We start from the raw sequence: 19,907 nt of genomic DNA, 5'->3' as shown, positions 1-19,907 counted from the left end.
CACTACTCCCTGAGATCGGCGGCCATATCGGTCATGTCCACGTCCCGAGCCCGGAAGATCGCCGTGACCACCGCGAATCCGACCGCCATCTCCACGGCCATCACCACCATGAGCACGACGATGAGCACCTGCCCCTCGGCCACCGGAGCGACGTAGTACCAGAACGCGGCCGCCGCGACGACGAGCCCGTTGAACATGAGCTCCAAGCCCATCATCAACATCACCACGGACTGCTGCGACAGCGCGCCATACAACCCGATGGCCAGCAGACTCGAGCCGAGCAGCAGGAAAAGCTCCAGGTTCATCGACGCACACCACCCGGCACGGGATCGTCGGGACGCGCGCGCAGATCGTCGCCGAAACGGTCGTAGCGCCCCCGGTTCGTAGCCAGCACAACGGTGGCCACGATGGTGGCGAACAGCACGAGCCCGAGCACCATCATCGTCAGCATCTGCGGTCCCATCAGGGACTCCCCCAGAGACTTCGTCGTATCCGACGGCCGGCTGCCTCGCGACTCGGGCCAGTCGACGAGGAAAGTCCCTGTCGCCAGCACGGCGAACGTACCCAGCGAAACGGACATCGCACCCGGCTTGTTGTGATACATGGCCATCGGCATCAATCCAGCCGGGTTCATCATGTACATGATCATGAACACGGCCATGATCACCATCTCCATGACCATCATGAGCACGATGACCACACCGAGGTAACTCAATCCGAGCAGCAGCACCTCGCAGGCGACGAACACGAACGAAGCGAGCAGGGCGAAGGTCACGCGCGCCATCGAGTCCAAGCGAAACACCAGGAAGCCGAACACGACGGCTGACACTCCGAACAACCAGAACAGCACCGCCGTCAGCATCGTGTTCCCCCCTTGTCCGTAGTCATACGAGCACCACCAGCGCAACGATCAACGCCTGCAGAATGGTCAGTGGCAGTAACACCAACCAGGACACTTCGGTGAACCGTTCCATCCGGACGGTCGGGAAACGACGGCGCGACCAAAGCAGGAAAGTCAAAACCAGCGCGGTCTTGACCAGCGTCCACAGCCATGCGGGCAGCAACGGGCCACGTCCGCCTCCGAGGAAGAGCGGAACCGCCATGCCGGCGGCGACCACGACCAGCAACCAACGTCCCGTCAGCAACACCAACCGGTCCACCCCGGAGAGCTCTGCGACGACGCCACCCGACAAATCCCTGCCCAGCGGTGCGTCGAAAGGTCCCCAGAATGCCATCGCCGCCGCGCTGATGAGGTACACCACGAATCCCACGGGCATCCAGACCACGAACCACAGCTCCGCCTGCGCATCGACGATGCCGCCGACGCGCAGCGTGCCCGCACCGGTTGCGGCCGTGATCAACGCGAACATGTGCGGAAGCTCATAGCACATTCCCTGCGCTACGAAGCGGTAACCGCCTATGAGCGACAACGGCGAGTTCGGTCCCCATCCCGCTGTCCACAGTGCTGCCCATCCCAGGATTTCCATCGCGTTGAACCAAACGATCCCTACACCTGGATCGGCCGCCGCGAAACCGCCCAGCGGCAGCACCAGGGCCGCCAGCAACGCGGCCAGCGGCACGGTGACCACACCGGAACGCCACAGCACACCGTCGGCGGCCACGGTGGTACGCCGCTGCCCCACCAGCAGCCGCGCCACTTCGCGCCACGGGTCGGCCGCAGCGGCGGCGACCGACCTCCGCGCGTGCGCGACTCGAACCTCGACCACGGCATCGGCGGCGAGCGCCAACAGCGCGAACGCCGTGAGCGCGAGCGGCAATACCAGCACCGCCCACCCAGTACCCTCAGTCATCGACGCCACCTGGCGACCCGACTTCGTCCGGGGAACGCCAGGGTTCCAGGCTGGCCACGATCAACCGCGCCGAAGCGAACTCGGTGCCTTCCAGGAGCTCGGGCAGCACCCGCTGCGGGGAAACGGGAACCGACCTATCCCCACTTCCCAGCCCGTCCAACGGCACCGATTCGGTGGAATCGAGGTCGACGACGATCCGTTCCATCTCATTCAGCCACGCCGAACAGCGAGTGCTCACATCACCGACCACCGAATGCCGATGCTCGCCGAGCTCCGCTGTCAGCCACCACCACGTCCTCGACCGACGAACACGGGTGATCAGCCGGAGCAATCGCCTCCTCACCCATGCGGACTCCGCGCCTTCGAGCAGGAAGTCGCGGAGGACGCCCGCCCGCACGGCAACGTCCAGCCAGCCGGCCACCGCGAACAACCTTCCCAGTGCGTCCAGCAACTCGACGAGGCGAATACGAGCCACACCTCCCGAGGTGATCTCCTCGCCCGTCCCCGCAGGCCACCACGGCCACCGCCAGAAATCCTCACCCACTCCCACCTCGTCCGGGGGGTCCACTTGAGCATGCTGGATAACATCTCCCTGCAACGTGGTGTGCACGACCAAACCGGCCGGCCAGTTGGGCAACAACGGCCCCAACGGGACATGCAGCCGATCCAGGGCGAGACCGTCACGATCCGTACCCCGGTCGGCCATCACCAGTCCATTCGGCACTTCCCCACCTCCGTCCTCGTGCTCACCACCGCGGCTGAGGACGACGGAGGCGGTGTCGAGACGGTCACCGACCTCGTGCTCGCGAACCCGGACGAACGCACGGGGACGCGGAACCTGCCGCCAAATCCGTTCCACAGGTTCAGTGAAACGATGGGTCAGGGGGCCTGCCACCACGACGAGGTCGGCGTCGGCTGGATTCAGGGCCATCGGCCATCCACGCCTCCGCGATTCGGCCTCAACGGCCACGCGCGACCGCGTGCCGCCGGGAATCTCCAGGATCAGTACATGCGGTCTGCTCGCCGCAGCGCGTAGCAACCCATCCCTCAAACCCAACGCAGCACCCCTTCGCGCCACGCGTAAACCACCCCGGCGAGCAGAATCGCCAGGAAGACGAACATCTCGATCACAGCACTCGCGCCCTCGTCCGCGACTACCAGCGCCCACGGATACATGAACAGCATCTCCATCTCGAAGGCGAGATAGAGCATCGTCAGCGCGTACCAACGGACGTGGAACCGCGAGAAGGCGTGCTCAACCGACCTGTTGCCGGAGAGGAACGCCTCCACCGATTCCGCGGGTGCCCTCCTCACGGACCAGGCCACGAGGTACACCACACCCAGCAGCCCCAATCCCGACCCGAGCAGCAGCAGGGCAGTGACAAAACCATGCATCGCGAGCATGATCCCCTCGAATCCCACGGTCCGCTCGCCGAAAACGTCACGCGAAAGAGGGAACAAGAGGTACTTTCACTTCACAACGCACCGAATCTCCACAGAGCGCCAATGGTGGACAATCGCATCCCGGTTCTACCCCGGAAAGCCCTCGACCCGCTCGGTGATCACGCGCGTGACTTACCCAGCGGTATTCCTCTATCGATGGAATTTGAGAGCGAGAGCCTCGCGCGACCCTCGGCAGCCGCCGAGCTCACCCCGGTAGGCCGCTACGGAAGCCGGTGAGATCTTCGGCGCCATCGAGCTGACCGGCCCGCGCATCACCAAACGGAGCACTGCGGGGAAGAGCTCGCGGCGGATTCAGCCATGCCCGTTCACGGCACGGCGGTGCAGCTCCCGCACCTCGTCGGCCAGTTCGTCGAACGGCCCCTCCACCACCAGGTCGGGCACGACCTGGGTGATCGGCAACATGCGAACCGGAGAGGCGGCGGCTCCGAACTCGGCGAGCCAACCGGCCAGTTGCGCGGCCGAACTCACGTAAACGATGCGGCCCAGCCCGACCCAACCGTGTGCGGCCGCGCACATCGGACAGTGCTCCCCGGACGTGAACACGGTGGCCGCCGACCGCTCCGCCGGGCTCAGGTTCGTCGCCGCCCACCGCGCCAGGGTGAACTCGGGGTGCAGCGTCGCGTCACCACCGGTGACGACACGGTTGCGGTCCTCGGCGAGAGGGCGCCCGTCGGAGGCCACCAGGACCGACCCGAAGGGCTCATCGCCCGCCCACAACGCCTCCGCCGCCAGCTCCACGCAGCGCCGCAGCCGGTCCGATTCGGCCTCGCCGGTCATGATCCCTCCTCGATCGCACTGACGTCCCGCACACCTGGACCGACGACGCTACCGCCCATGGATCACCCGACGGGACGCGCGTTGACCCGACTGACGAGACTGACTAAACTATCCTTCATGCGGAATCAATATTCCGAATAATGGAAATGACTGCGATGTGGGTCACGATCACCGACGGGCACGACCTCTCCCCGGGTGCCGGGGACATCCGTCATGCCAACGGCGCTCCGCACCGGGGGAGCCGACCGGGCATGCGAAGTTCGACCAGGACAGGAGCGGATCTTGAACGCACCGACGTACCACGCCCCGCGGGGAGGACTCCCGTCACAGGACACGCTGCTCACCGATCGGGCCGTGGTCAAGGAAGCCTACACCGTCATCCCCCGCGGTGTGCTGCGTGACATCGTCACCAGCAACCTGCCCGGCTGGAACCGCACCCGCTGCTGGATCCTGGCCCGGCCCGTGGCCGGGTTCGCCACCACGTTCGCACAGTACGTCGTCGAGGTCTCCCCCGGCGGCGGCAGCGACGAACCGGAACCGGAGCGCGGTGTCGAGTCGGTTCTCTTCCTGCTCTCCGGCGCACTCACCGTCGTGCTCGAGGGCGAGACCCACGTTCTCGCCCCCGGCGGCTACGCCTACCTGCCCGCGGGCGCGAACTGGTCGGTGACCAACGACTCCGAGGAGACGGCCAGCTTCCAGTGGGTCCGCAAGGCTTACGAGCCACTACCTGGACACCCGGTTCCCGAGGGCTTCACCGTGCAGGAGCAGGACGTCACCCCCACTCCGATGCCCGAGACCGACGGCGCGTGGACGACCACCCGATTCGTCGATCCCGACGACCTGTCCCACGACATGCACGTCAACATCGTCACGTTCGACCCCGGCGCCGTGATCCCCTTCGCCGAGACGCACGTGATGGAGCACGGTATCTACGTCCTGGAGGGCAAGGCGGTCTACCGCCTCAACGACGACTGGGTCGAGGTCGAAGCGGGCGACTTCATGTGGTTGCGCGCCTTCTGCCCGCAGGCCTGCTACGCCGGTGGCCCCGGCAAGTTCCGCTACCTGCTCTACAAGGACGTCAACCGTCAGATCAGGCTCACCTGAACCCTCGCAACCGACTTGCGTCGGGGGAGGCTGTGGTTTTCGTTGTTCACCTCCATCGATGCGGATGGGGCTACCGCGAGTGTCGCGAAGCCACTCGGTTTTTGCTGGCGTGCCCGGGAGCCGCAGCGCACCGACAACGACACGAAACGGAACTACCGATGACGGCCACATGCGGTTGAGAATCATCTCCGTGACGCAAGGGGAACCCCGACCGTCCGACCCGGAAAATATCCTGTCGACCTCGGCCGAACCGGAATCAGACTTCGGGGCACCCTCACCGTGGCATCACTCGAACCTTATCACCTTGTGAGAATGATACGGATCCGTTATGTATTCATCGAATACATCACGCATAATTCGAGCATCGTTCGGCAATACTTTTTCGAGATACTCCCAACCCGTAAACGTAATCTCGTCAGGAAGCTCGACCAGCCCTGTTATAGCATCCCAGAAGGCATCCCAATTCATCCCGTACATATCGGGAAAGCCAAAATAAATCTTGAGTTTTCTATGCAATCCAGCGCTGGTACGCACATCCGACAGATCGACGATCACCGAGCACACCACCCGTTTTCTGCTCGTATCCGCCGACGTACTCGACAGTGTTGCAGTATGTGGACGTGATATAAAGCAAATCGTCTTCCGAACATAAAAGCCTCGGGGCGGGCCGCTGGTGGAACTGCGTGTCGAGGTTCCCGGAATAGGGCCGGTTCACGAACCCACCACAAGATCACCGAATATCGGCTAGTGGTCGCGTCGGGTGACGAGGTGCGCGAGCGCGGTCAGTTCGTGGGTTCGGGCGGTTGGAGCGGCCGCGTCGAGGTGGTCCAGCGCTCGGGCGAGCAGCCGGTCGGTCTGGGCGTGACTCCAGGCGCGCCCACCCGCCGCGTCGACGAGATCGGCGATGTCGGTCAACGCGACTTCCGAGGTCGGCGGCTGGTGGTAGTGCGTGGCGAGCCGCTGTCCAGCGGTGGTATCGGAGTTCAGCGCGAACACCACGGGCAGGGTTTTCTTTCGGGCGTGCAGATCCGAATAGGCGGATTTTCCGGTGGTGTCGGGATCGCCCCAGATGCCGAGCAGGTCGTCGACGTGCTGAAAGGCCAGTCCGAGGTCGTGACCGAAGCGACGCAGGTGCTCGACCCGCCGCGGCTCGGCCCCCGCGAACAGCGCACCGAGTTCGCAGGCGGCCGCCAGCAGCGCGGCGGTTTTGGCTTCGGCCATGCGTTGACATCCGTCGACGTCGACATCACCGCGCTGTTCGAAGGCCAGATCCGTGGCCTGACCTTGAACCAGCTCCTGGACAGTGTCGTTGAGCAGTCGCACACCGGCAAGGGCGGCCGGGTTCCCACTGTCGGCGAGCACTCCGGAAGCCAGCGAGAGCAGGGCATCGCCTGCCAGGATCGCCGCCTCCGACCCGAACACGGTCCAGGCCGTGGGGCGGTGACGGCGGGTGGCGTCGGTGTCGATGAGGTCGTCGTGCAGCAGCGAGAAGTTGTGCACGAGCTCGACGGCGACAGCGGCGGGCAGCGCCGCCTCGGCGCCACCACCGACGGCTTCGGCGGCGAGCAGGGCCAGCGCGGGGCGTAGTGCCTTTCCACCCGAAGCATCGCTGGGAAGGCCGTGTTCATCGGTCCAGCCGAACTGGTACCGAGCGATACGACGCATGTCCTCGGGCAGTGTGTCCACCGCGGACCGCAGCGCGGGATCGACTCGGCCGCGCGCGACGGCCAGGGCCTCGTAAGCCTCCGCTGCCGGAACCGCGTGTGGGAACACATCTGGGGTGGCCATGGGAGTGTTCCTTTCAGCGCCCGATCTCGACGTTTTCCAACACGCCGAGCGCGTCGGGGGTGAGCACGGCGGCGGAGTAGTACGCGCTGACCAGGTACGAAGTGACGGCCTTGTCGTTGATGCCCATGAACCGCACGTTGAGGCTGGGTGCGTACTCATCGGGAATACCGGTCTGGTGCAGCCCGACCACCCCCTGGTGCTTCTGCCCGGTTCGCATGACCAGTACCGAGCTGGTGTTGTTCTCGCTGATGGGGATCTTGTCGCAGGGCAGCAGCGGAACGCCGCGCCAGGAGGTCACGCGGGTGCCGTGCACGTCGATGCTGTCCGGGTAGACGCCCTGGCGGCTGCACTCGCGGCCGAACGCGGCGATGGTGCGCGGGTGGGCCAGGAAGAACTCGGACTTACGACGCCGGGACAGCAGCTCGTCGAAATCACCCGGCGTGGGTGGGCCGCCAGCGGTCTGGATGCGTTGGCGCAGGTCGGCGTTGTGCAGCAGCCCGAACTCGCGGTTGTTGACCAGGTCCGATTCCTGCTGCTCACGCAGTTCCTCGACCGTGAGCCGGAGCTGCTGCTCGAGCTGGTTCATCGGTTGGCTGTAGAGATCGTTGACCCGGGTGTGCACGCGCAGGATGGTCTGGGCGACACCGAGTTCGTACTCACGAGGACTGAGATCGTAGTCGACGAAAGTACCGGACAGCTCGGTCTCACCCTCGTGGCCGGACGCCAGGCGCACGGCCGCTTCGCCGTGCTTGTTGTGCTCGGGCAGGGTGTGGCCGCGCACCCGGTCGAGGTGGGAACGCAGCGATTCGGAACGCTCGGTGAGCTCGTCCACGTCGCGGCGGGACAGCCGCAGCACGATGCACGGTGTGAGCGCGGTGACCGTGGCGGGCCAGGTGTCCCGACCGCCGGTGAGGACGTACTCGCCGAGGTAGTCGCCATCGGCGAGCACGTCCCGCGACACCTCGCCACCGTAGGGCCCCGGGGTACTGGTGTTGACCTTGCCGTGGGCGAGCAGTATCAGCTCGTCTGCGGGACCACCGGCGGTGGTGATGCTCTCACCCGGGGCGTAGTGGTGCTGGGTGAACCGCTCCGCCAGTGCTTCGAGCACCGTCTCGTCGTCGAGATCACGCAAGGGGGATATTTCGCGGAGCTCCGGCGGCAGGACGCGAACCCTGTCGCCGGTGTTGGAAAACGTCAGGCGCCCGTCCCCGAGCTCGTAGGTCAGCCGCCGGTTGACCCGGTAGGAACCGCTGTTGGTTTCCACCCACGGCAGCATGCGCAGCAGCCACCGAGGACTGATCGCCCGCATCTGCGGCGGGGTTTTCGTGGTGGTGGCCAGGTTGCGGGCCGCGGCCGTGCCCAGGCTGAGCTGTCCCTGTCCGTCGGATCCCGGTTCGTCGGACGCGCTCGTAGCGATCTCGGTCATGTCTCTCCCCCTCGCGTGTCGGATCGAAAAGCGGGCAGCCGCGGAACCGGTCACCCGGCTTCGGGTGAAGGCCGGTCCGTGGTTCCCCTCGGCGCGGCGATGCGAGCCGCCGTGCCCAGGCCGGTGGGGCCGGCCAGGCGCTGCCGTGTCGTGAGCACCCCCTGCGGCTGTGCGATATCGGGAGCACTGCGGGGCGATGATGTCCCGATCGCGGCAGCCCCCGGCTCGTGACGACGTCGCAGTTCGGCCTCGGTGTAGCGCACGCACCTGCGGTGCCACTCCAGGATTCCGGACATCCAGTCCTGCAGCCCCTCGGCGTGACCGATGAGCACCCGGCGGGCGGACTCGTCGAGTCCGAACTCCTCGAACACCCGGGGTAGCTGCTCGGTGAGAATCCGCTGGAACTGCCGCATCCGGGCGTTCATCACCTCGGCCACCACGTCGCGGGCCTGCCACCGGTCGACGTCGAGGAATCGCTCGACGACCAGGACCAGGTTGTGGACCTCGCCCTCGAACTCGATCTCCTTCTGGTAGGAGAACAAGTCGTTGGTCAGGCAGGCGTAGTCCTGCGCGGCGGTCTCCATCTCCCGGACCACCGTGCTCCGGTACACCTCGGCGGGCACGACGTCGAGATTCGACAGCCGGGACAGGCTCATCGTCATGTCCGAGCCGAACGTCTTGCGACGCATCTCGAGGTAGTCGACCGGGTCCGGCACCCGGTGCTGGGCCTGGTTGTCCAGTTCCCACAACCAGCTGGCGGTCATGTCCTCCACCGCGGTGCGGAACTGACGCCGCGCCGCGGTGGGCATGGGGCCTGCGGTACGTCGCCACAGATCGGCCAGGCCCCGCTCGATCGGGTTGGTCGGTTCCGGTGTGGACTCGCCGTTCACGGGCATGAACGCCGACAACCGGTCGTTGCACGCCCTGGCCGCCGCCAGGTTGCGGGTCGCTCCGAACACCACGGGGAAGTAGTCGTCGCCGTAGGTTCCCCAGGCCAGCCAGTCCGCGGACAGGTTGAGCTGTTCCGAGCCCGCGTCGGCGTGGATCATCGCCGCGCAGTGGGCGAAGTCGAAACCGATGAACCGGCGCTCGTCCCACACACCGTGGGATTCCACCCCGGGCACCGAGTCGAACATGCCCATCCGCCGGGCCCAGTCGACACCGTGCTCACGGGCGTTGTCCAGGTGTGGGCTCATCCGCACCGAGTACGGCATGTACAGCTCAGGCAGCGTCAGATGCCCCACCTGCTGGAACGGGATGTGGGACCGCTGCTGGGCCCGGCGCCGCACACCGGGCCGCAGCCGGGTGAACGCCCGGGCCGCCGAGGTACCCAGCCCGCTCGGACCGGTGAGGTCCGTGGCGGTGGGTGTCGTGGTGACGCCTTCGTTCATGTACCGGCTGGACTGGGTGTGCCACTCGTGACCACCGGCCTGCCAGTCCTGCAGCCCCTTGACGTAGGCCAGCACCCCGGCCCGCTCGTCCGGCCCCAGGGCGTGCTCGTCGCACAGCGCGGGCACCTCGGTCAGCGCGGTGTTGTCGAACTGCTCCAACCGGGAGGTCAGCAGATCGTTGGTGAGCTCGGCGGCCCGTTGCGGACCGGTCCCGAAGAAGGTCTCCATGACCAGCACACCGTTGTTGACCTCGCCTTCCTCCTGGGTCTCACGCTGGTAGGAGAACAGGTCGTTGCGCAGGTGCACCCCGTCGGAGAACGTGTCGGTGAGCACCCGCATCGGCCTGCTCGCGGCGACCGACGCCGGGATCTCGGCGCGAGCGGCGAGCTCGACGAGCCCGGCGGACCAGGGCGCCCCACCCACCTTGCGGCGCATCTCGATGTAGTCGACCGGGTTGGGCACCCGTCCCTGGTTGATGTTGGTCAGCTCCCACACGCAGTCCTCGAGCAGGTTGCGCGTGGCCTCGGCGAACCGGACGAGCCAATCGGCCGACATGATCGAGGTCGTGCGGTTCCACAGGTCGACCAGGCCCCACTCCACCGGATTCGTCGGCTCCGGCGGACGCTCGGCCGGATCGGTCGGCATGAACGCCGACAACCCCGCCAGATACCGCCGTGCCCCGGCGAGGTCGCCGGTGTGCTTGTAGTGCTCCAGGAAGTGGTCGTCGAAGTAGAACACCCACACGTACCAGTCGGTGACCAGATCCAGATCCGCGGCGGTCGCGTCCGGGTGGGTGTAGGCGCACAGCAGCGGGTAGTCGGCCGAGTCGAACGTGGCCTCGTCCCAGGCGAACGCACCGCTGCTGCCCGCCGCGCCACCGGGGGTGACCATCTCCATCCGGCGCGCCCACGCCGTGGAGTGCTCGCGCGCGCTCCCCAGATGTGAGTTCAACCGGGCGGGCCAGGGCAGGTAGAACTCCGGGAGTTCGAACGGTTGGCTCGCCACGGCCTCAGCCTTCCCTGCCGGTCTCGACGTCGTCCAGCACCGCCAGTGCGTCCGGCACGAGCACCGCCGCGGAGTAGTAGGTGGAGACCAGGTACGAGATCAACGCCTTCTCGTTGATACCCATGAACCGCACGGACAGGCCCGGCTCGTACTCGTCGGGCAAACCGGTCTGGTGCAGCCCGACCACGCCCTGGTTGGCCTCGCCGGTGCGCATCAGCATGATCGAGGTGGTCCGGGAGCCGCTCATCGGCAGCTTGTTGCACGGGAACATCGGCACACCCCGCCAGGCGGGCACCTGGTGCCCACCGATGTCCACGCTGGCCGGGTACAGCCCGCGACGAGTGCACTCGCGCCCGAAAGCGGCGATGGCTCGCGGGTGGGCCAGGAAGAATCCGGGGTCCTTCCACACCAGCGACAGCAGCTCGTCCATGTCGTCCGGGGTGGGCGGACCGGTGCGGGTGTGGATGCGCTGGCGCAGGTCGGCATTGGGCAACAACCCGAAATCGGGGTTGGTGACCAGCTCTTTTTCCTGCTCCTCGCGCAGCTCCTGGATGGTCAGCCGCAGCTGCTGCTCGGTCTGGTCCATCGGTTCGTTGTACAGATCCGCGACCCGACTGTGCACGCGCAACACCGTCTGGGCCACGCTGAGCTCGTACTCGCGAGGCTTGAGCTCGTAGTCGACGAACGTGCCGGGCAGATCCGGTTCACCGGCGTGCCCGGAGGCCACAGCGACCTCGGACTCACCATCGGCGTTGTGCGCGCCCTGTGAGGTCGTACGGACCTGTGCGAGGTGGGTGCGCAGGGCGTCGGAGCGGTCCACCACCTCCTGGGCGGACTGTCGGGACAACGTCAGCACCGTGCACGGGGTCACGGCCTTGGCGGTGAACTCCCACGTGGCCTCGCCGTCCGCCAGGAGCTGACCACCGAAGTGCTCCCCACCGGCCAGCACTCCCAGTGTCGTCTGCTCCCCGTAGGGCCCGGTACCGAGTTTGTTCACCTTGCCGTGCGCGATGAGTACGATCTCGTCGGTCGGGCTTCCCGCCTCGGCGATCACCTCGCCCGCGGCGTACTCGCGCTGCTCGAATCGCTCGGCCAAGCCCTCCAGCACCGAGGTGTCGTCGAATCCCCGCAGCGCGGGCAGCTCGCACAACTCGCCCGGGATCACTCGCACCGTCGAGCCGGTGTTGGAAAAGGTCACCAGCCCGTCCCCGAGCTGGTAGGTCAGCCGTCGGTTCACCCGGTAGGCACCACCCGTCGCCTGCACCCAGGGGAGCAGGCGCAGCAACCACCGCGAGGTGATCGACTGCATCTGCGGCGGCGTCTTCGTCGTCGTCGACAGATTCCGCGCGGCCGCCGTGCCGAGACTCAGCGGCGACTGTCCATCATCGTTCTGCTGACCGGAGACCGGCTCCGTACCTGTCACCACACACCACCATTTCGACGCATGTCACACGTTCCTGTCCGCGTCGGATCAGTCAGTGCCCACGCACTGAAATCCCCCAGCGCGGTGCCGAGCACGCTCTTGCCCAGCCGGTGGACGACCACGGCCGATCGCCTGATCAGGCGATCAACAGTCACCCGAACGGGCAAACTAGTTGATCAAAGCGGCGCAACACAAGCAGTGTCCACATAGTCGTAGAAACGAGAGGGGGCTCGACACGGCAGACCGCCGACGTCACGACGAGCAAGTCCTTTTCCGCTCCTCACCGGGAAAACATTCGAAAACGTGTCAGGCGCGGCGGAGACGGATGCGGACAGATCCGAGCCATCACGACTCAGTGATGATGATCACTACGGGAGGCAGTGTTCGTACCTGGTCACTCGAAGGAATGATCCGCCCGGGCAAGCGAACGTGGACGGCCCCACGAGGGAATCACGGCGTGCCGAGCAGCTCGGCCACAGCCGCACGAGCATGACGCGCCGGGGCGGGATCACCACTGATACCCGCCGTGACGACGGCCCCCTCGAACAACAGGAACACCGGTTCGACCACCGCCACACCGGTGGCCCCGACCCACTCCGCGAGCTGATCGTGAAACGCCCGCTTGTGCGACCGGACCTCGGCCAGCACAGCCGCCGACGAGGAACCGAGCTCGCCGTGGGCATTGATCCAGGCACACCCCCGGAAACCGGGCTCGACGAACCACTCGGCGAGCCAGTCGAACACCGCGAGGACCCGCTCGCGCGGATCCGGGACCCGCTCCACGAACGCGGCCAAGCTCTCCCGCCACCGCTGGTCGCGCCGCCGGAGCACCGCCACCACCAGGTCCTCCTTGCCGGGGAAGAACCGGTAGATCCGCTTCAACGGCAGCTCCGAGGCCGTACGCACCTCGTCCATCCCGACCGCCTGGATACCTCGCTCGTAGAACAGCCGCTCCGCCACATCGAGCAGCGCAGCACGGTCCAGGCGATTTCGTTCCTCGGTGGGTGGGGCGGGCATCCATGTCTCCTTGACGTCGAGAACGACCGTTTCCTACTTTAGGGCATCAGCAAGAGAGAACGCACGTTCTCAACATGTGAGGAGATCCGCCATGCCGGAAGCCCGCCCGCCGTACCCACCCTTCACGCGCGAAACGGCCCTGCGGAAGGTCCAGGCCGCCGAGGACGCCTGGAACACCCGCGACCCCCACCGAGTGGCGGCGGCCTACACACCGGACTCGACATGGCGCAACCGGGACACCTTCCTGCGGGGCCGCGAAGAGATCATCACCTTCCTCACCAGGAAGTGGGAACGCGAACTCGACTACGCGCTCCGCAAGAGTCTGTGGGGATTCCACGAGAACCGGATCGCCGTCCGCTTCCAGTACGAGTGCCACGACACGACAGGACAGTGGTGGCGCAGCTACGGCAACGAAATGTGGGAATTCGACGAACACGGCCTCATGCGACGCCGCGAGGCCAGCATCAACGACGTCGCCATCACCGAAACCGACCGACGCATCCACGGCCCCCGCACCGAAGACGAGCACGAAGTCGAGCTTCCCCTCCGATGAGCCCGGCATTACGCCCTCCGGCGCGGACGGGTCCTGCTGTTTCCCGATTGGAGCCCGCCCGTCCCAGCGACACAGCGGACCGACACGTACGCCGTGTTCACCGGTTCGGGCGATTACCGCGCGTCACACCGATCATCACGACCGTCCACGATGGGCAGCACATCGGTGACCTCCTCGTCACCGGCCTCACGCTCTCTGGTGCGTCGCACCCGACGCTGGGCCCGCGTGTTCGGTGACGGCACGGGCTCCGGTTGTCGAGAAGCCCGGCGCTGCCTGCGCCACAGCACCACGACGACGATCGAGACAGGCACGACAAACACCACTACAAGCAGACCGAGCACGATCCAGTAGAGCATCAACCACCTCGAAAACGGATGTCGCGGTGTTGGGCCGGTACCCGGTGACCGCAGTGGCGCGAAGCAACGGAACAACGCACGGCCACATCACGATCATGCCTGCCCCAGCGAGCCGATGCGAGCATCGCCAGGTGGTCGTGCCACCGCGTCGCACGAATCAAAGACCGAACCACCCACTGTCTCCCAACCCGGTCACTGCCGCCGGACGGGGCGGCCGACCCAGCCCGCCGGATCAGTTTCGGTATCCACCCACCGCCTGACTCCGACCGTGTGGCCGTGTTGCAGCGCAGTAGCGTCGACGACGGATTGCCCCGGAGCTGCTCGGAGGTCTCCCGAACTTACGGGAAGGAGAGCTCAGAGGCCTCCCCGAGGTCTTACTCTCCAATCCCGGCCATACTGGTCATGGCCGCCACGTGGTCGTCCGCGGCCAACGGCGCTCCGGTGCCCTCAGTGGTGAGCCCGAGGGTCTCCACCAGCCCGGCTCCGTGCTCGGCGAGCACGTCGCACTGCTCGGTGAACACTGCGTCCACCCGTTGGTGCTGCTCGCGTGACAACCAGCCGGCGCGGTACAGCTCGTCACCGTGCCGCCGTGCGTGATCGAGCCCGTTCAGCAGGCACAATCGGTGCAGGGTGTCCCGCCGCTGCCCCGGAAGGAACGAATCGGCCCAGGCCAGGAACTGCTCCAGCACGATCCGGTGGGCGTGAGCGCCCACCAGTTCGTCGGCCAGCCGGGCGTGCCGATCCCAGCGGTCCGCTTCCGACAGGCAGCGGTCGGCGCCCAGGCGGGCGCACAGCCGAGTGCGCAGCAGGTTCTCCCGCACGCGAGCGAGCACGACCAGCGTGTCCACCTCATCCATCCGGCCGAGACGGGAGGGCACGGGCACCGCTCGGGGATCACCCGTCAGGGAACGAGCCAGATCCATCGTGGTCAGGGTGTTGTCCCCGCCTGCCGAGTGGTAGATCGCCGCCAGTCCCTCATAGGCGTGGATGCGGTTCGCGTTCAGCACACCGTGCGCCCCGAGCAACTTTCGACAGTCACCGGTCACCCGCTCCGCGGTCCAGGTGGCGATCACTTTGGTCAGGGCGAGCTCGGAATGCACCGAGGCCCACGGGGACCAGTCGGCTCCGGCCGCTTGCTGCGGATCACCACCGTCGAGGGTGATGCGCAGCGCACGGTTGACCTGCGCGGTGGCGGCCATGGCAGCGGCCAGCGCGGGAAAGAGGGTACGCCGCACCCGGGCGTGCTCGGCCAGTGTCGCTCCCGGTGCGAGTGCGCCGGAGGTCGTGCGATGGTGCACGTAGCGAGTGGTCAACGCACCGGTGGCCCGCGCCACGGCGGCCAGTCCCACCGCACCGGCGGTGGAGGCGTTGCGTGACACCCGAAGCGAACGCACCAGGCGCTGCCGCGGGGAATCCGCCGGGTCGTGGACAACGCCCTCGTGGTCGATGCGCGCTCCGTCGGAGAGCCACCGCTCGTACGGCACGGTCGCCCCGTCGAACCGCACCAGTGTGTAGTCCAGGTCCACCGCGTCGGAACGAACCGCGCGTCCGATGCGTACACCCTCACCCGTGCGGTGCTCGTCACGCAGTCGCACCAGGAAGGGGAACACCCCGTGGTACTTGCCGCCCACACGCAGCTGGGCGTAGACCATACCCACCTTGGGGACTCCCTCCAAACCTGCGTGGGCCATGAACTTGCACGCCGTTTCATCGGGTGTGGACAGCTCGAAACATCCGGTCTCCGGGTGGTAGTCGGCACGGGTGCGCAGTGCCACGTGGCTGGTGCCGTGTCCGACCTCGGTGATCAGAATGGTGCCGACGGTTCTGGCGGCATCCAGTTCGCCACGGAGGTCGGACAGGTCCGAGTCGGGCTGGGCCATCCCGTCGATCCCGGCCACGCAAACTCCGTAGTGGACCGTGCTGGTCAGGAACAACGCGGGATTGACCACGGCGGCCCACTCCAGCGCGGCGAACAGGTACCGCGGGTCCTGGCGGGAGCTCCGCGGCAGGTCCAGGCTGTGTGTAATGTGGCGTAGCTGCTGATACGTGCGCCGGTGCTGCCCGGACGGTGCCCGATCGTCGCGCGGTGCGAACAGGCCACCACCGAACACGCCCCGCATGTCCGGGTCGAACCCACTTCTCCCGTCCCGCAGGTCACCGCTCATGCCGCGACTCCCGCTAACGGTGCCATGCGCCGCACGGTTTTGGCCGCCTGTCCGGCTTCGACGGTGAACACCGCGTTCGGATCGAAGGCGTTCAACTCGATCTCGCACACGGTGGTCACCCGCTCCGCCTGCTCGATATCGACCCGCGCGGTCAGCGGCACTCGCTCGTCGGTGGATTCGCCATCACGAGTGAGGTGGGCACGCAGCACGGCGGGCAGCGGAAACACGAAGCGGTGAAACTCGGTCCGCAGCTGGTGCATCACCGCGTAACGCGGTGTGCCGTCGGCGATCGGGGGCACCGTCTCACCCACGGCCCAGGTGATGAGCTGGGTGACCGCCTCGATCAACAGCATGCCCGGGATGTGCTGCTGATCGGCGGTGTGATCCCGCAGCATCTCGGTGTCGTTGGGAACCAGCAGCGCCCCCGTGACCTCATTTCCCGAGACGTGCGGCTCACCGATGAGGACGTTGTCCTGCTGCTGTTTCAACACGGTGTGTCGCCCGACCGGTTCGGGCGGGGCACCCTGCGGCAGCACCACCTGATCCAGTCCCGCCCGTGAGATGGTTCGGGCGAGTTCGCGCCACATCGCACGATCCACTCCGAGCGCCGGGTGCAGCACCGCTCCCCGGGCATCCGGCTCGGCGTGTGATCGCACCCACAGCGCCACCTCGGACGTCGTCATCACGTTCTCGTTGCCGGTGAACCGTGCGAAGCAATCTCCGACGACCCACACGTGCGTCTCGCCCATCGGTCCTACCTTTCGTCGGTCGTGTTACGTGCTCAGCTGATAGCGGGGTGAGCCACGAGTCCCCCGTCGATGACCAGAGTTTGGCCCGTCATGAACGACGCGGCCGGGGACGCCAGGAACAGCGCGGGGCCCACCACCTCGCTCGGATCGGCCCACCGATGTTGCGGAACTCCTGCCAGTACTGCCTCGGATGTGTCCTGGTCCTCGTGCACCGAGGAAGTCATGTCGGTGCTCACCCAGCCCGGTGCGAGCGCGTTGACCCGGATTCCGCTCCTTCCCCACGCGGTTCCCAGCGAACGCACCAGCGACATCTGGGCGGCCTTGGCCGCCCCATACGCCTCCATACCGCCCACACCGACGAGCCCGGCCACCGAGGACATGACCGTCACGCTCGGGTCCGGCGAGACGGCGAGAAACGGGTGAGCACCCCGCAACAACCGCACCGCGCCCATCAGGTTCACGTCCAGCACTCCGGCCCACTCGTCGTCGGAAGTCCCCAGCACGGGGCGCAGCTGCATCACCCCTTGCTCGTCAGCCACCGGCCCACCCGCGTTGTGCAGCAGCACGTCCAGTCCGCCCAGGGCGGCGACGGCTTCCTCCACCGCGGTAGTGCAACCGTCGGCAGTGGACAGATCGCCCGGAATCACCACCGCCTCTCCGCCTTCCTCCTCGATGTCGGTGGCCAGCCGCCGCAGCGCGTTCCGCGAGCGGGCGGTGAGCGCGACGCGTGCTCCCGCCGCGGTGAAACCTCGTGCGAGTTGCGCACCGATCCCCCGGGATGCCCCGGTGACCAGCACTCGCCGCCCGGTGAGGTCGAACAAGGCTTGCCCGTACACTTCGATCACTCTCCGCGAATCTCATCGAGCGGGCTGCGAGGCTGCCTGAACGGCGGGGACCAGCGCAGCAGGCAGGCGCCCCAGGTGACTCCCGCCCCGAAGGTCGGAAGCAGCACGTGGTCCCCATCGCCGACCCGCCCCTCCGCGACCGCGTGGGTCAGGGCCACAGGTATGGAAGCGGCACCGACGTTGCCCACCCGATCCCCCGTGATCACCGTTTTCTCCGCCGGGATTCCGGCCTGCTCGGCCAGGTGGCTCAGCAACAGCGGATTGGGCTGGTGCGGCACGATCACGTCCAGGTCGCTCCTGTCGATCCCCGCCGCGCGGCACGACTCCTCCAGGACGCGGGGAAACGCGGTGGTGATGAAGTCGCGCACCGCGCGTCCGTTCATGTGGATCGTGTGCGCACCGCTCGTCAACGACTCGTCGCTGGCAGGAAGACGACTACCCCCTCCCGGGATGAGCACCTGGTCGGCCTGACTCCCGTCCGAACCGGTCGCCAAGTGCAGCACTCCCCGCTCGGACGGGACCTCACCCACCACGGCCGCTCCCGCACCGTCGGCGAACAACACCGCGGTGCCTCGGTCCGCGGGGTCGAGGAACTTCGAGTACAGCTCCACCCCGATCACCAGTGCGTACCGCCCGCGACCTCGTTGGGTCAGCCAGTCGTGCGCGGTCTGCATGCCGAACACGAAGCCCGAACAAGCGGCGTTCACATCGAACGCGACCGCGTTGGTGGCGTTGATCAGGTGCTGCACCCGGCACGCGGTGGCCGGGCCCAACTCGTCCAGAGTGGATGTCCCCAGAACCACCATCGCCACCTGCTCCGGTTCGACACCGGCCGACGACAGGGCTCGCAGGGCCGCTTGCGCCGCCAGGTCCGAAGCCGCCTGACCCGGTCGGGCCGCCCGCCGTTCGAGCACCCCGGTTCGCTGCTCGATCCAATCGGCGGTAACCCCGGCACCGGCGGCCACTTCGCTGTTGCCGCGCACCGTCTCCGGCAGATAAGCGCCCAGCCCGACGATCCCGGTACCGACCCGCGACGACACATCCGCTCGCGTCATACGATCAGTTCCGGGACCGCGCTGTGCTCACCGACAGCGGCGGAACTCCGGCCGCTGCCCCGTACTGAGTCCGCCGCGGCCCTGTACCGTGCGGTTCCAACCGCGAGAGAACCGCCGTACGAGGCCTCGGACTCGCCAGCTGTAGCCGCTGCTCGAACAGCGACTTCGCGTTGTGTCAAACCTCCACTGGATAAAAGATTTTCGGCACGTGCGGTGTCGATCTCCCCGAGAGCCTGTTCGTGCGTGTCGTTCCAGACGGGAAAGATCCGTTTTCGCATAAGCGAATACCTCTCGATCGTTTGAGAGTGCGCAGGGTTCGGTTCTATCCACTTGGACTGACACAGCGCTGACAACGCGTTGACAACAGTCCCGTAATTCGATGTTTTTCCGCGCCGGTCGGCTTCGTCATCCTCGAGTGCCCCTCAGAACAAAGCTGACACTCTCAGTCGGGCTGACTTGTCGAGCACCGCGCGAGACCGTAGTGCGGCCTCGTGCGCCTCCCGGTTCGGGACAATTTCGGAAGTAAAACGCGACCACCAACGATCCGTGCGACCAGCGTAGTGATCGGGCGTGCTCCACGTGTTCAACGCCACCCGCGTGCCGCGGGGGACCACATCCTGGTTGTGCGGATTCGTCGGCTCCGCCACGAAATCCACCGGCTGACCGAAAAACTTCCGCCGTAGATCGTCGATGATCGATTTCCTCGTAGTGGCAAACTTATCCCCGACAGCTCCCACCAATCGTGGAACGCAGCGGATACTGTAGGCCTACCGCGACGCCCGGTCCCCAGCGGGCCGCGTCCGTGTCAACAAATCGCGGAGATCACCGCACCCACGACCAACGCCAATCACGTAGGGATCACCGCGCGGAACCGCCGGGACAAAGGAGAGCCACGTTCTAGCTCACCCAACTGCGCGATGTCCGCCACACGACCGAGGTCGGAGCATTCACGGGTCCGCACATCGTTCTCCCAGCCCT

At 66.7% G+C, this 19,907-nt stretch carries 19 protein-coding genes; 2 read left to right on the top strand and 17 right to left on the bottom strand.

The window, feature by feature from the left end; translation table 11 throughout:
- Positions 1–2: 2 nt before the first annotated feature.
- The 6 genes from BM150_RS18855 to BM150_RS18830 form a co-directional block, all read right to left on the bottom strand.
- Positions 3–305 carry an NADH-quinone oxidoreductase subunit NuoK gene (locus tag BM150_RS18855; protein ID WP_092928647.1) on the bottom strand — a complete coding sequence of 101 codons (303 nt, stop codon included), beginning with the start codon at positions 303–305 and terminating at the stop codon, positions 3–5.
- Positions 302–862 (bottom strand): NADH-quinone oxidoreductase subunit J, encoded by a 561-nt coding sequence (locus BM150_RS18850; protein WP_092928646.1) that lies wholly within the window; start codon positions 860–862, stop codon positions 302–304. Before BM150_RS18850 ends, BM150_RS18855 begins: the two co-directional genes overlap by 4 nt.
- Before the next feature lie 22 nt (positions 863–884).
- Complete coding sequence (locus BM150_RS18845; RefSeq protein WP_092928686.1) at positions 885–1,811, bottom strand: complex I subunit 1 family protein; 927 nt, start codon at positions 1,809–1,811, stop codon at positions 885–887.
- Positions 1,804–2,742 (bottom strand): hypothetical protein, encoded by a 939-nt coding sequence (locus BM150_RS18840; RefSeq protein ID WP_092928645.1) that lies wholly within the window; start codon positions 2,740–2,742, stop codon positions 1,804–1,806. Before BM150_RS18840 ends, BM150_RS18845 begins: the two co-directional genes overlap by 8 nt.
- Before the next feature lie 116 nt (positions 2,743–2,858).
- The gene (locus BM150_RS18835; RefSeq protein WP_092627934.1) at positions 2,859–3,206 is read right to left on the bottom strand and encodes an NADH-quinone oxidoreductase subunit A; all 348 of its coding nucleotides are present in this window, start codon (positions 3,204–3,206) and stop codon (positions 2,859–2,861) included.
- 360 nt (positions 3,207–3,566) lie between these two features.
- A complete protein-coding gene (locus BM150_RS18830; protein ID WP_092928644.1) occupies positions 3,567–4,052 on the bottom strand; it encodes a nucleoside deaminase in 486 nt (161 codons plus the stop codon).
- A gap of 282 nt (positions 4,053–4,334) precedes the next feature.
- Between BM150_RS18830 and BM150_RS18825 the strand changes: the two genes are divergently transcribed.
- Positions 4,335–5,156 (top strand): bifunctional allantoicase/(S)-ureidoglycine aminohydrolase, encoded by an 822-nt coding sequence (locus BM150_RS18825; RefSeq protein WP_092928643.1) that lies wholly within the window; start codon positions 4,335–4,337, stop codon positions 5,154–5,156.
- 285 nt (positions 5,157–5,441) lie between these two features.
- Here the strand turns inward: BM150_RS18825 and BM150_RS18820 are convergent, their stop codons facing one another.
- From BM150_RS18820 to BM150_RS18795, 6 genes are all read right to left on the bottom strand, one after another.
- Complete coding sequence (locus BM150_RS18820) at positions 5,442–5,711, bottom strand: barstar family protein (protein WP_245755602.1); 270 nt, start codon at positions 5,709–5,711, stop codon at positions 5,442–5,444.
- 189 nt (positions 5,712–5,900) lie between these two features.
- The gene (locus BM150_RS18815) at positions 5,901–6,944 is read right to left on the bottom strand and encodes a family 2 encapsulin nanocompartment cargo protein polyprenyl transferase (RefSeq protein WP_092928642.1); all 1,044 of its coding nucleotides are present in this window, start codon (positions 6,942–6,944) and stop codon (positions 5,901–5,903) included.
- Between the two features lie 13 nt (positions 6,945–6,957).
- On the bottom strand, positions 6,958–8,370 hold the full coding sequence (locus BM150_RS18810) for a family 2B encapsulin nanocompartment shell protein (protein WP_092928641.1): 1,413 nt from the start codon (positions 8,368–8,370) through the stop codon (positions 6,958–6,960).
- Between the two features lie 50 nt (positions 8,371–8,420).
- Entirely contained in the window at positions 8,421–10,766 is a 2,346-nt protein-coding gene (locus BM150_RS18805; RefSeq protein ID WP_092928640.1) for a family 2 encapsulin nanocompartment cargo protein terpene cyclase, read from the bottom strand.
- 4 nt (positions 10,767–10,770) lie between these two features.
- Positions 10,771–12,075: a family 2B encapsulin nanocompartment shell protein gene (locus BM150_RS18800; RefSeq protein WP_425427432.1), complete on the bottom strand. Its 1,305-nt coding sequence runs from the start codon at positions 12,073–12,075 to the stop codon at positions 10,771–10,773.
- A gap of 564 nt (positions 12,076–12,639) precedes the next feature.
- Positions 12,640–13,206 (bottom strand): TetR/AcrR family transcriptional regulator, encoded by a 567-nt coding sequence (locus BM150_RS18795; protein WP_092928638.1) that lies wholly within the window; start codon positions 13,204–13,206, stop codon positions 12,640–12,642.
- A gap of 91 nt (positions 13,207–13,297) precedes the next feature.
- On the opposite strand from BM150_RS18795, the gene BM150_RS18790 reads away from it, so the two are divergent.
- The gene (locus BM150_RS18790) at positions 13,298–13,759 is read left to right on the top strand and encodes a nuclear transport factor 2 family protein (RefSeq protein WP_092928637.1); all 462 of its coding nucleotides are present in this window, start codon (positions 13,298–13,300) and stop codon (positions 13,757–13,759) included.
- 113 nt (positions 13,760–13,872) lie between these two features.
- On the opposite strand, the gene BM150_RS18785 is transcribed toward BM150_RS18790, so the two are convergent.
- From BM150_RS18785 to BM150_RS18765, 5 genes are all read right to left on the bottom strand, one after another.
- Positions 13,873–14,115, bottom strand: coding sequence for a hypothetical protein (locus BM150_RS18785; RefSeq protein ID WP_092928636.1), 243 nt, complete (start codon positions 14,113–14,115; stop codon positions 13,873–13,875).
- A 374-nt stretch (positions 14,116–14,489) separates the two neighbouring features.
- The gene (locus tag BM150_RS18780; protein WP_092928635.1) at positions 14,490–16,280 is read right to left on the bottom strand and encodes an acyl-CoA dehydrogenase family protein; all 1,791 of its coding nucleotides are present in this window, start codon (positions 16,278–16,280) and stop codon (positions 14,490–14,492) included.
- On the bottom strand, positions 16,277–17,029 hold the full coding sequence (locus tag BM150_RS18775) for an AfsA-related hotdog domain-containing protein (RefSeq protein WP_092928634.1): 753 nt from the start codon (positions 17,027–17,029) through the stop codon (positions 16,277–16,279). The genes BM150_RS18780 and BM150_RS18775 overlap by 4 nt, the downstream gene beginning before the upstream one ends.
- A 32-nt stretch (positions 17,030–17,061) precedes the next feature.
- Entirely contained in the window at positions 17,062–17,874 is an 813-nt protein-coding gene (locus BM150_RS18770) for an SDR family NAD(P)-dependent oxidoreductase (protein WP_245755600.1), read from the bottom strand.
- Entirely contained in the window at positions 17,871–18,929 is a 1,059-nt protein-coding gene (locus BM150_RS18765; RefSeq protein ID WP_092928633.1) for a 3-oxoacyl-ACP synthase III family protein, read from the bottom strand. The genes BM150_RS18770 and BM150_RS18765 overlap by 4 nt, the downstream gene beginning before the upstream one ends.
- Positions 18,930–19,907: the final 978 nt, after the last annotated feature.

Origin of the sequence: Actinopolyspora alba (genome assembly GCF_900112765.1) — a bacterium.
GTDB lineage: Bacteria > Actinomycetota > Actinomycetes > Mycobacteriales > Pseudonocardiaceae > Actinopolyspora > Actinopolyspora alba.
This window is presented reverse-complemented; position numbering and strand designations above follow the sequence as displayed.

What these genes read in the sequence shown, in the direction of transcription:
- BM150_RS18815 (WP_092928642.1), bottom strand. Translation starts at nt 6,944, where the DNA reads ATGGCCACCCCAGATGTGTTCCCACACGCGGTTCCGGCAGCGGAGGCT.
- BM150_RS18810 (WP_092928641.1), bottom strand. Translation starts at nt 8,370, where the DNA reads ATGACCGAGATCGCTACGAGCGCGTCCGACGAACCGGGATCCGACGGA.
- BM150_RS18800 (WP_425427432.1), bottom strand. Translation starts at nt 12,075, where the DNA reads ATGCAGTCGATCACCTCGCGGTGGTTGCTGCGCCTGCTCCCCTGGGTG.
- BM150_RS18830 (WP_092928644.1), bottom strand. Translation starts at nt 4,052, where the DNA reads ATGACCGGCGAGGCCGAATCGGACCGGCTGCGGCGCTGCGTGGAGCTG.
- BM150_RS18780 (WP_092928635.1), bottom strand. Translation starts at nt 16,280, where the DNA reads ATGAGCGGTGACCTGCGGGACGGGAGAAGTGGGTTCGACCCGGACATG.
- BM150_RS18775 (WP_092928634.1), bottom strand. Translation starts at nt 17,029, where the DNA reads ATGGGCGAGACGCACGTGTGGGTCGTCGGAGATTGCTTCGCACGGTTC.
- BM150_RS18790 (WP_092928637.1), top strand. Translation starts at nt 13,298, where the DNA reads ATGCCGGAAGCCCGCCCGCCGTACCCACCCTTCACGCGCGAAACGGCC.
- BM150_RS18845 (WP_092928686.1), bottom strand. Translation starts at nt 1,811, where the DNA reads ATGACTGAGGGTACTGGGTGGGCGGTGCTGGTATTGCCGCTCGCGCTC.
- BM150_RS18785 (WP_092928636.1), bottom strand. Translation starts at nt 14,115, where the DNA reads ATGCTCTACTGGATCGTGCTCGGTCTGCTTGTAGTGGTGTTTGTCGTG.
- BM150_RS18840 (WP_092928645.1), bottom strand. Translation starts at nt 2,742, where the DNA reads ATGGCCCTGAATCCAGCCGACGCCGACCTCGTCGTGGTGGCAGGCCCC.
- BM150_RS18765 (WP_092928633.1), bottom strand. Translation starts at nt 18,929, where the DNA reads ATGACGCGAGCGGATGTGTCGTCGCGGGTCGGTACCGGGATCGTCGGG.
- BM150_RS18795 (WP_092928638.1), bottom strand. Translation starts at nt 13,206, where the DNA reads ATGCCCGCCCCACCCACCGAGGAACGAAATCGCCTGGACCGTGCTGCG.
- BM150_RS18835 (WP_092627934.1), bottom strand. Translation starts at nt 3,206, where the DNA reads ATGCATGGTTTTGTCACTGCCCTGCTGCTGCTCGGGTCGGGATTGGGG.
- BM150_RS18855 (WP_092928647.1), bottom strand. Translation starts at nt 305, where the DNA reads ATGAACCTGGAGCTTTTCCTGCTGCTCGGCTCGAGTCTGCTGGCCATC.
- BM150_RS18850 (WP_092928646.1), bottom strand. Translation starts at nt 862, where the DNA reads ATGCTGACGGCGGTGCTGTTCTGGTTGTTCGGAGTGTCAGCCGTCGTG.